General features: G+C 42.5%; 6 protein-coding genes and 1 pseudogene. 3 read left to right on the top strand and 4 right to left on the bottom strand.

Features of this window, described 5'->3' with window-relative positions:
- Positions 1-148 precede the first annotated feature (148 nt).
- The 3 genes and pseudogenes from IPI59_04820 to IPI59_04810 all read left to right on the top strand — a co-directional run bounded on the left by IPI59_04820 (position 149) and on the right by IPI59_04810 (position 6,285).
- The gene (locus IPI59_04820; GenBank protein ID MBK7526871.1) at positions 149-1,684 is read left to right on the top strand and encodes an asparagine--tRNA ligase; all 1,536 of its coding nucleotides are present in this window, start codon (positions 149-151) and stop codon (positions 1,682-1,684) included.
- 218 nt (positions 1,685-1,902) lie between these two features.
- Positions 1,903-5,285 (top strand): annotated as a pseudogene (locus IPI59_04815) (methylmalonyl-CoA mutase family protein).
- A 67-nt stretch (positions 5,286-5,352) separates the two neighbouring features.
- Entirely contained in the window at positions 5,353-6,285 is a 933-nt protein-coding gene (locus tag IPI59_04810; protein ID MBK7526870.1) for a class I SAM-dependent methyltransferase, read from the top strand.
- A 41-nt stretch (positions 6,286-6,326) separates the two neighbouring features.
- Here the strand turns inward: IPI59_04810 and IPI59_04805 are convergent, their stop codons facing one another.
- From IPI59_04805 to IPI59_04790, 4 genes are all read right to left on the bottom strand, one after another.
- A complete protein-coding gene (locus tag IPI59_04805) occupies positions 6,327-7,868 on the bottom strand; it encodes a glutamate--tRNA ligase (protein MBK7526869.1) in 1,542 nt (513 codons plus the stop codon).
- A 38-nt stretch (positions 7,869-7,906) separates the two neighbouring features.
- Positions 7,907-8,095: a hypothetical protein gene (locus IPI59_04800; protein ID MBK7526868.1), complete on the bottom strand. Its 189-nt coding sequence runs from the start codon at positions 8,093-8,095 to the stop codon at positions 7,907-7,909.
- Positions 8,096-8,434: 339 nt separating this feature from the next.
- Positions 8,435-10,102 carry a VCBS repeat-containing protein gene (locus IPI59_04795; GenBank protein ID MBK7526867.1) on the bottom strand — a complete coding sequence of 556 codons (1,668 nt, stop codon included), beginning with the start codon at positions 10,100-10,102 and terminating at the stop codon, positions 8,435-8,437.
- Complete coding sequence (locus IPI59_04790) at positions 10,089-11,867, bottom strand: VCBS repeat-containing protein (GenBank protein MBK7526866.1); 1,779 nt, start codon at positions 11,865-11,867, stop codon at positions 10,089-10,091. Before IPI59_04790 ends, IPI59_04795 begins: the two co-directional genes overlap by 14 nt.
- Positions 11,868-11,887 lie beyond the last annotated feature (20 nt).

Below are 11,887 nucleotides of genomic sequence, written 5' to 3'. Positions count from 1 at the left end.
AATTCGTTTTGTTGTTATACTATGGACAAAAAGCCGTACCTTTGCAAACTTTTTGTTAAAAGCTATTTTGCCTAAACACTTAATTTAATTGCTTCTTAGCAACACCCTTATAATTCAATTAAATATACAAACCATAAATAATACACAAATGGCTACCACTTTAACTTATGTGCAGCATTTGGGCACTTTAATCAACCAAACAGTTACTTTACATGGCTGGGTAGTTAGCAAACGCTCAAGTGGCAAAATTGCCTTTATCGAGTTCCGCGATGGTTCGGGATTTTTGCAATGCATTGTTGACCTTCAACGCGCCGGCGAAACCAATTTAGAATTAGCCGAAAAATTAACCATGGAAAGTGCCGTTATTATTACCGGACAAATTGTAGCCAACGAACGACAAGAAAATGGCCTCGAAATGCTGGTTGATGATATGCAATTAGTACATTTGGCCGATGAGTACCCAATTGCCCGCAAAGAACACGGTGTTGATTTTTTAATTAACAACCGCCATTTGTGGCTGCGCACCAAACGCCAATGGGCAGTGCTGCGCGTGCGCAACCAGGTAAAAATGAGCATTATGCAGTTTTTTTACGACCGCGGCTTTATACAAGCCGATGCCCCCCTGCTAACGGGCAACGCCTGCGAAGGTACTACTAATTTGTTTGAAACTGACTATTACGAAAAAAACAAAGCGTATTTATCTCAATCGGGGCAGTTGTACGGCGAAGCTATAGCTATGGCGCATGGCAAAATTTATACTTTTGGCCCTACATTTAGAGCCGAAAAATCGGCAACGCCCCGCCATTTATCGGAGTTCTGGATGATTGAGCCCGAAATGGCCTTTTACGACCTTGAAATGGACATGAACCTGATTGAAGAGTTTGTAAAACATGTAGTAAACGATGTAGCTAAAAAATGTGCTTTCGAACTGCAAGTCCTTGAACGCGATATGAAACTGTTTGAGCATATTAACCAACCATTTCCGCGCATTACCTATATGGAGGCCGCTCAAATTATTAAAGGTCAAAAAACGGTAAACGGAAAAACAAGTATTGCCGCCTTTGAAGAAGACTTAGCCCGCACCCACACCGAAATTGCCACTACTAAAAACGAACTATCTGAAGCAGAGGCTAAAATTGCCACACCTGGCATTAAAAAGGGCGAACTTAATTATTTCAAAAACAAAATTGATAAGCTAAAAGTACGCCTTAAAAAATTAGAAGAAGACGATGCCGTAAATATTCCAATTTGGATAGAGTCGGCCAAAAGTTTCCCCGTAGGAGACGATTTTGGCTCGGCGCACGAACGCGCCATTACCCGCTTATTCAACTGCCCCGTATTTGTTTATAAATGGCCTGCCGAAATTAAAGCGTTTTATATGAAACGTTTTGAAGACGACCCCGACTACGTAAAAGGGGTTGATTTGTTAGCCCCGGACGGGTTTGGCGAAATTGTAGGTGGCTCAGAACGCGAATATGACCATAACACCTTGTTGGCCGGAATTAAAAAACACAATCTCCCCGAAGAAGCCTTTACCTGGTATTTAGACCTACGCAAATTTGGCTCGGTGCCTCATGCCGGATTTGGTTTAGGTTTCGAGCGCATGGTAATGTGGCTAACAGGTGTACCGCATATCCGCGAAACGATACCTTTCCCGCGTTATTACGGACGCTTGTTCCCATAAACAAGTATTTAAGTAATTGAGCCGTTGGTTTTTCCGGCAGCTAAAAAAATACGAGGGCAGCGTGAGGTTTTTTGTATCTTTGTAGCTTATTGCAGTTGGCAGCAAATATTAAGTTATTGTGTTTGAAAAAAATACAAATACATTTCATTTGCATGGTGTTCCAACTGCTCAACAGCTTTAAAAAAAATATAAACGCAAAAACAGCATAAACAAATAATATGCTTACCCCCACCACCTACCAACCCCAGCACAAAATACGTTTAGTAACCGCCGCCTCGCTATTCGACGGCCACGATGCCGCCATAAATATCATGCGCCGCATTATGCAGCAATCGGGTGCCGAGGTAATACATTTAGGCCACAACCGCTCGGTAAACGAAATTGTAAACTGTGCCATTCAAGAAGATGTGCAGGCTATTGCCATTACCTCGTACCAGGGCGGCCACAACGAGTATCTTAAATACATGTACGACTTGCTTGAGCAGCGAGGCGCAGGGCATATAAAAATTTTTGGCGGTGGCGGCGGCACTATCTTGCCCACCGAAATTGAAGAGTTACACCAACATGGCATTGCCCGCATTTACAGCCCAGACGACGGACGGGCTATGGGCTTACAAGGCATGATTAACGACTTACTGCAAAAATCTGATTATCCCCTAGGGCAACCCCTAAATGGCGAGTTGCAACACCTATCTGTAACCGACCATAATGCCATTGCCCGCCTTATTACGGCAGTTGAAAATTACCCTGAAACAGCCCAAACTATATTGCCATTTATAAATTCCAAAAGTCAACAAAACACACATAACTGCCCCATTTTAGGCATAACAGGTACAGGTGGCGCCGGCAAATCATCTTTAACCGATGAGTTAGTGCGCCGCTTTTTACTTGATTTTCCGGATAAAAACTTGGCCATTGTTTCCGTTGACCCTCAAAACGCAAAACCGGAGGTGCTTTACTCGGCGACCGTATCCGGATGAATGCGATTAACCACCCGCGCGTTTACATGCGGTCTTTGGCTACCCGGCAATCAAATTTAGCATTGTCAAAACATATCCCAAGCGTTTTAGCTATTTTAAAGGCTGCGGGTTTCGACCTTATCATGCTCGAAACAAGTGGGATAGGCCAAAGCGATACTGAAATTGTTGATTTTAGCGATGCAGCACTTTACGTAATGACCCCCGAATATGGAGCTGCCACCCAACTCGAGAAAATTGATATGCTCGATTTTGCCGACCTTATTGCCATCAATAAATTTGACAAACGCGGCGCTGCCGATGCCCTGCGCGATGTGCGTAAACAATACAAACGCAACCGCAATTTGTGGGATGCCCCCGAACATGAATTACCCGTTTTAGGTACTATTGCCTCACAATTTAACGATCCGGGCACTAATCGCCTCTATAAACGTCTTATCCGGATATTGAACGAAAAAGCCAATGCCAATTTACAAACTAATCTGCAACTTCCCGAAGGCGACAGCGAAAAAATTTACATCATACCACCCGCCCGCACCCGTTACCTAAGCGAAATTACCGAAAATAACCGCCGCTACGACCGTTGGGTAAACGAACAAAGCAATGCTGCAAGTAAATTTTGGGCCGTAAAACAGGTGATAAATTTATTGCCAACTACTGCCCAAAACAACGAAGAGCTAACAACACTACAAAAATTATATAACGAACTAAAAAAACAACTCGACCCAAAAAATTTAGACATCCTTGAGGCATGGTCTAAAACTGTAGCTGCCTACAAAGCCGACGAGTATGCCTATAAAGTGCGCGATAAAGAAATTCGGGTAAAAACTTACCACACCTCCTTGTCGGGCAATAAAATTCCCAAAATAAGCCTGCCTCGTTATACCGATTGGGGCGATATTTTGCGCTGGAATTTACAAGAAAATGTGCCAGGACAATTTCCGTTTACGGCGGGGGTTTTTCCATTTAAACGCGAAAACGAAGACCCAACGCGCATGTTTGCCGGCGAGGGCAACCCCGAACGCACCAATAAACGCTTTCATTATGTATCAAAAGGGCTGCCCGCCACCCGCCTCTCTACCGCTTTTGACAGTGTAACCCTTTATGGCGAAGACCCCGACTACCGCCCCGATATTTACGGAAAAATTGGCAATAGCGGCGTTAGTGTTTGCTGTTTAGATGATGCCAAAAAACTATATTCCGGATTTGACCTTTGCGCCGCCAATACCTCGGTATCAATGACTATTAACGGACCTGCCGCCACAGTTGCCGCTTTCTTTTTAAATGCCGCCATTGACCAGCAATGCGAACTTTATATTGCCCAAAATGGCTTAACCGAGCAAGTTAAACAAAAAATAAACGAAATTTTTGCGCAAAAAGGCCACAAACAACCCCAATACAATGCCGCCGCCCTGCCCGATGGCAATAATGGCTTAGGATTGGCACTGTTGGGCTTATCGGGCGACAAAGTACTGCCAGCAAACATATACGCTCAAATTAAAGCCGCTACCTTAAAGCAAGTTCGGGGTACCGTACAAGCCGATATTTTAAAAGAAGACCAGGCCCAGAATACCTGTATTTTTAGTACCGAGTTTTCGTTGCGACTTATGGGCGACATGCAACAATATTTTATTACAAATAGTGTCCGAAATTTTTACTCGGTTTCCATCTCCGGATACCATATTGCCGAGGCAGGGGCAAACCCCATATCTCAAATGGCTTTTACTTTGGCAAATGGCTTTACTTTTGTAGAATATTACCGCTCGCGCGGCATGAATATTGACGATTTTGCCCCCAATTTGTCGTTCTTTTTTAGCAACGGCATTGATGCCGAGTATGCTGTTATTGGCCGGGTAGCCCGCCGGATATGGGCTAAAGCCATGCGCCATTTATACCAGGCTAACGAGCGCAGTCAAATGTTGAAATACCATATCCAAACATCCGGAAGAAGTTTGCACGCCCAAGAAATTTCGTTTAACGATATTCGCACCACTTTGCAAGCATTGTACGCCATTTACGATAACTGCAACTCGTTGCATACCAACGCCTACGACGAAGCCATAACCACACCAACCGAAGAAAGTGTTCGCCGTGCTATGGCAATTCAGTTAATTATTAATCACGAGTTGGGATTGGCAAAAAATCAAAACCCATTGCAAGGCTCGTTTATAATAGACGAACTCACCGATTTGGTTGAAGAGGCCATTTTAGCCGAATTTGACCGTATTACCGAACGCGGCGGCGTGCTTGGAGCGATGGAAACCATGTATCAGCGCGGCAAAATACAAGAAGAAAGTTTGTATTACGAAACTCAAAAACATACCGGCGAATTGCCTATTATTGGCGTGAATACATTTTTATCTTCAGACGGGTCGCCAACGGTAATTCCGGAAGAAGTGATACGCTCTTCGTCTGAAGAAAAAGAAGCCCAAATTAACACACTAAAACAATTGCATCAACATTATCCGGAGGAGTGTGCCAAACAACTGCAATATTTGCAACAAGTAGCCGTTCAAAATGGCAATATGTTCGAAGCGCTAATGGAAACAGTAAAATATTGCTCGTTGGGGCAAATTACCAATGCATTGTATCAGGTTGGCGGCCAGTACAGGCGTAGCATGTAATAAAATACACGGCTATACTTGAAAATATTAATAATTAAACTGCTTTAAACGTGTTTTGTGCTTTAAAATGAAAAAATGGAAACTAAAGGCCATTGTTCAAAAGACTATCTCTTATTTGCCGTTAACTCATCATATAAATTATTTTTTTCAGAAGTATGTTACAAAGGGCGTAAACCTATCAACAGCGTATTTTTATGACAGGCTTGGACACGCTAAGGCCCACATCAAAGGTTTTCAAAACTATGCTGCAAATAACCCAACTCCTAAGGTTTGCTTAGAGGTTGGAACAGGATGGTATCCGATTGTGCCAATAAGCTTATTTTTGATAGGTGCCGAAAAAATTTATTCGGTTGATATTTCATTTTTAACTTCAAAGGAAAGAATACAAACTACCTTAGAAAAGTTTATTGCCTGCCATAAAGCAGGGCAACTAAAAAATTATATTGACTTTTTGCCAAATAGATTTGAACTGCTTACTAATCTGCTTTTGAATTATGACAGTTTTACGTTAGATGAAGTACTACAACAACTAAATATTGCTTATCTTATTGAAGATGCCAGAAATCTTTCCTTGGCCAACAACTCTGTTGACCTGATTAATTCAAACAATACATTTGAGCATATTTATCCGGATATATTAATTCCAATTCTAAAAGAGTTCAAAAGAATAGTTAAAAAACAATCGGGGGTAATGTCGCATTTTATTGATATGTCTGACCATTTTGCCCACTTTGACAAGTCTATTACTATTTATAATTTTCTTCAGTTTTCAGACAATCAATGGAAATGGATTGACAACTCTATTCAACCACAAAGTAGGATGAGAATTTACGACTACAAAAAAATATATGCTGATTTGAATATTCCTATTTCAGAAGAAACGTTCAGACAAGGAAATTTAAACGAGCTTACATCCATTAAACTTGCAGACAAATTTACAATAAGGCCGCTCGAAGAAGTTGCAATTAGCCATTGCCACTTTATTAGCGCAATGCAATAGCTATAAATACAACAAAAGGTTTTTATACTAACTGGTTATAGTTATTTACTGTTTTCAAACAAAGCTAAGCCGGTTATAAGCCGGCTGGTAGTTTCGGTTTGACCAAGCAGGGCAGCAGTATCAAAAACGGCGGGGCCTGCGGTGGTGCCGGTAAGGGCTATGCGCAACAAAGGTAATAGGTCGCCGGGTTTAAGGCTTTGGGCAGCCATTAGGCTTTTAGTGGTTTGTTCGAGGTTCGAGGCAGTAAATCCGGTATTTTCAATATTGGCAAACTCGGCAATCAATTGGGCAAAAGCAGGGCTTAATTCGGGTTTCCACTTTTTTGCAACCGTTGCCATATCATAATTTTGGGGCGGTTCAAATAAATAGGCGGCCTCGGTAAAAATTTGAGGGGCAAAGGTTAGCCGTTCTTTCATTAGTGCAAAAGCCGACGTAAGGTAGTCGGTATTTACAGTCTTAAATTTCTCGGGAGCGAATGGTGCGGCAAAGGCGGCTAATTCATCCGGATTTTTGGCGCGTAAATACTGCTCGTTAAACCATTTAGCTTTATCGAAACTAAATTTAGCCCCTGATTTGCTGACGTTTTCTAACGAAAAAGCGGCAACTAACTCGTCCATAGAAAAAATTTCTTGTTCGGTGCCGGGATTCCAGCCTAAAAAGGCCAACATGTTTACAAATGCCTCCGGAAAAAATCCCATTTCGCGGTAGCCTGTCGAGCTGTCGGGGGTTAGTGGGTGTTGCCATGCCAACGGAAATACCGGAAATCCTAACCTGTCGCCGTCTCGTTTACTTAGTTTACCGTTTCCGTCGGGTTTAAGTAGTAGGGGTAAATGGGCAAATTGGGGCATTTTATCTTTCCAGCCAAAAGCCTCGTACAATAAAACGTGTTTAGGCGTGCTGGGCAGCCATTCTTCGCCTCTAATCACGTGCGTGATGCCCATTAGGTAGTCGTCCACTACATTAGCTAAGTGGTAAGTGGGCATTCCATCCGATTTTAGTAGAATGGCATCGTCAATTTCGCTGCTGTGTACAACAACCTCACCCCGTACCAAGTCGTTTACCAATACCTGCGTGTTTTTTGGTACTTTAAGCCGTATTACAAAAGGTTGGTTATTGGCCAGGCGCTGGGCTACTTCATGGGGGGGTAGCGTTAGCGAGTTAGTCATGGTTTCGCGCGTATAGTGCTGCTGGTCGGCCTTGGCATTGGCCAAACGTTGTCGCATCTCATCGAGGTCGGCTTCGGTATCGAAGGCGTAGTAAGCGTGGCCAGTATTAATTAGTTGTTGGGCATATTGGGCATATATGGCTTTACGTTCGCTTTGGCGGTAAGGTTCGCAGGGGCCTCCGGGCAAATGTACGCCTTCGTCGCAAGTAATTTGGCACCAGTTTAGGGCTTCAACAATATAGTCTTCTACGCCGGGCACGGTGCGGCTTTGGTCAGTATCTTCAATACGTAAAATAAATTGCCCACCCATTTTGCGGGTAAACAAATAACAATACAAGGCTGTGCGAATGCCTCCAATATGCTGAAAACCAGTTGGACTGGGCGCGTAGCGCGTGCGAACACCTCTTTGCTGCTGCATACAAGTAATAAGGGCAGGTAAACAAGTAAAAAGCGCAACTAAATTAAATTGTATTGCGAATTACCTAAAATTAAAAACAAAAAAAACGAGTAGCAAAGGTACGGCAAAATTTTGATGTTTTTTTGAGCGACACAGCTATATTGATATGGGTTTATGCCCATGATTGCTATTGCCAGCAGTTCTTGTTTTTTGCTTCCGGATGTATGGTTATATTGTTTTGTTTTCATTGGTCTTGTTCAAGAATAAAATTGATTTACACAACATTACTGTCAGTCGGTTCGCACTTTTGGGTTTGAAAACCTTGACCACTATTTTTGAACAAATCTAATCAAGTCCGAAGGGATTTTACGTTTATAGAGAAACCAAATAAACAAAAGGTTCGACCCCAATAGGGTCGCATTGAAATCGAAAAAAGAACATTTGAACCCTTCGGGTTCTTACCGGTTGAAATTACCCATGGTTACAATTATTGCTATGTATAATCCTCAATATTTAGTTGCCAAAAATACAATTAAACATTATTGTTGTTAAATATCATTGATAAAACATTATATAACTCACATTTTTTATTGTACTCTTTGAGCTTTTACCTTTACTACTTGTGCCTTGTCGTTATTGCGTGCAATTACTAAAGATATGCCCTTATTTGGGGTGCGAACTGCCACTATTTTACGGCAGTCGCCGGGTGCATAAAACCCTGAGTTTCGGCTGGCAATATTGGCAAAATTGCCCGTGCCATCGCCTTGTAAATACCAGCCAATAGCGGCATCGTACTGGCCAATTTCGGCATCGGGTGCAAACGAATTGCCTACGGCAACTATATCCAAAACACCGTCGGCATTAAAATCAGAAACAACCATATCGTTTAGTGGTGCCATTTGTAAGGCATTTTCAAGTGGCCTTACCCCAATTTGCCCGTTGCCTTTGTTTTCAATATAAGCGCTTTGCAGGGTGGTGGCTTGTAATACCATTGCTTTTTGTAGTTGTTCGGGTTTAAAAATATCTTCGAGCCGTTTAGTGGCAAAATCGCGATAGCGTAAAAACTTGCCTTTAAGCGAGGGCATTTGGTCTATATATTCATCGCGCGAGTGGAAAGGGTAGCTGTTTTCGCCCAAATACAAAGTAAGCAAAGGATCAATAGTTCCCGAGTCGTCAAAATCGTTAATATACATTTGTAGTGGTTGTTGATTGTTAGATTTAAAGCGGTTATTTGTGCCCGAATTACCGACTATAAAATCGAGGTCGCCATCTCCGTCAAAATCGCCTTGTTCAATACTGTTCCACCAACCTGGTTTGGCGGCTATACTAGCATATTTACCGTTGCCCTGGTTCATGTATAAAGTTAAGTTCATCCATTCGCCTACTAAAAAAAGATCGGGGGTTTTGTCGCTGTTAAAGTCTGTCCAAACCAAGTCGCGTATCATGCCAACGAACTGTAAATCGGGCAGTACATCTTTGATAACATCGCTAAATTGGCCCTTTCCGTTGTTTTTAAGTAGATAGTTTTGTGGCGCAAGCGGGTATTTTCCGGGAATACACAAGCCAGCTACAAACAAGTCTAAATCGCCGTCCATGTCATAATCGGCAGCTTTGGCGCAACTTTTTGGGGTGTCCATAGGTGGCAACGAGTTGGTACTAAAAGTAAAATTGCCCTTGCCGTCGTTGGTGTAAAGTCTGTCGGTATGGCGTGGGCTAACCTCGGCAATTTCACTGCTTCCGGTTACTACGTAAAGGTCGAGGTCTTTATCGCCATCGGCATCAAAAAACAAAGCATCTTGGTCTTCGTATTTGGTATCATTGGCAAAGGCTTTGCTAGAACTTTTGGCAAAGGTGCCATCCGGCTTTTGTATAAATAAAACCCCTATTTGTTCATTTGCGCCGCCAATATACACATCGTCGAGGCCGTCATTATTTACATCGTCCGCCGCCAATGCAGGTCCACGGCTCGACAGCATGTGCGGCAATAAGGGCTGTACTTTAAAATCGTTAAATGAATTTTCGATGTGTTTAAATTGTAGTTTGCTGCTGGCGGTAATATCTTCAAACAAGGGTGAAGGGGCATTTGAGGGGGGCGAAGTGCTTTTCTGCGCTTCAGCCTGTTTTAAAATGGTTAGCTGGTTAATGGGCACATTTGCTAAAATTTGTTTTTTTCCATCGGGCCAAACTACTTCAACGTTGTCAATTTTACTGGCCTTGCCCAATCCAAAATACAAACGCCAGTCAACCGACGACATGTAGCCGCGGGTAGGGGTAAAAAACTGGGGTTTGTGTTATATTATTTACTGTTACGGTAACGGTAGTTAAAATGCCGTTATTGGCTTGGTTTGGTTGTAGCGAAAAGGTAACATAATTGCCCAAGTCAAGTTCGCGCGAATTATTGCGGTATATAAAGCAATTTTCATTTATATTAGAAGTTATGATTTCTAAATCGCCATCATTGTCTAAGTCAACATAGACCGCGCCGTTTGAAAATGAGGGTTGGTTAACGCCCCAGTTGTCGCTTGATTTTGTAAAGCTAAGGTCGCCGTTGTTTTTATAGGCATAGTTGGCAATTTTAATTTCGGGAGCACTTTGCAGCAAAGCCATGGTGTCAATTTTGTTCATACCGCTGGCTTTTTTTGCCATTTCGGGCAATAGGTATTGTTTAAAGTCCCAGTCATCTATATCGCGGCGGTAGCCATTAGTTATGTATAGGTCTTTCCAACCGTCAAGGTCATAATCAGCAAACAAAATAGCCCAACTCCAGTCGGTATAAGCCATGCCAGCCAATTGGCCTATTTCGCTAAATTGTTTGCCGGGGCCGTTGTTTAGCTGCAAGGTATTGCGTTTGTATTGATAATGGTAACCATATTGTTTGTGTATCATAAGTCGGTCATAGTTCGAGGCTGGTTCGTGGGTTTTCCATCGCTCTAAATCTTCGGCCATCATATCGGTAACGGCTATATCGCTAAGGCCGTCGTTATTGTAGTCGGCAATATCTGCACCCATAGCAAAAGTACTTATATGTGGAAAATATTGTTCAATTTGATTGGTAAACCCTCCTTTTTTATTATTGACCCATAAAAAATCCGGAATAAGATAGTCGTTTGTTACATATATATCCGGATATTTATCGTCGTTTACATCAAATATAGTACAGCTAAGGTTAAAAGCGGCTGCTAAAATGCCGGCTTCTTTGCTTACATCTGTAAATTTTTGGTTGGGGCCGTTGTTCCGGAATAAATGTGCGGAGGTGTACTCGTTGTATCGTTTTATTTTTTCCTCGTACCGGTAGCTCACTTTTTCATACCACTCAACCGGATGGTTGGCCACGTACAAATCGAGGTCGCCGTCTAAGTCGTAGTCTAAAAAAACGGCTTGCGTGCTAAACGAGGGGTCGGCAATACCATAATCGGCAGCTTTTTCTTCAAATACAGGCTGCCCATTTTGGGGTTTTCCGGTGTTTAGGTAAAATAAATTGACGCGCAAGGCAGGTGGGTGGTTATGTGGTGCCCCTGCCCGGCACACGTAAATATCTAACCATCCGTCGTTATTAAGGTCAACAACGGTAACTCCGGTGCTCCAGCCTTCGTCTTTAATACCGGCAGCTTGAGTTATGTCGGTAAATTGCAAATTGCCCTTATTAAGGTATAATTTGTCGGGGTTTTGGTTGCTGGCAAAATACAAATCTTGTAAGCCATCGTTGTTAAAATCGCCTGCACCTATACCCGACCCGTTGTGGAAATACTCGTAAAGAAAAATATTATTTTCGGTATCTTCTATATTTTGATTGTTAAACTCGACACCTGTATGCGAGGCTGGTAGTAAGGTAAATAATTTCTCTCCGGATGGAATGGCGGTGGTAGCCGCAGTTTCCGGATTTTCCTCTTTGTTTTTGTTCGATGTGCATCCGGATAATAAGCATAATGCCAATATAATCGCCATAATTATTATAAGGTTATATATATTGGCAACTGTTGTTGTGGGCAAAACAAAGGGCTGGCGATGGAAGCAAAACATATTAGTAAAACGAGCGGTTT

The organism is Sphingobacteriales bacterium, assembly GCA_016706405.1.
Taxonomy (GTDB): Bacteria; Bacteroidota; Bacteroidia; order Chitinophagales; family UBA2359; genus BJ6.
This window is presented reverse-complemented; position numbering and strand designations above follow the sequence as displayed.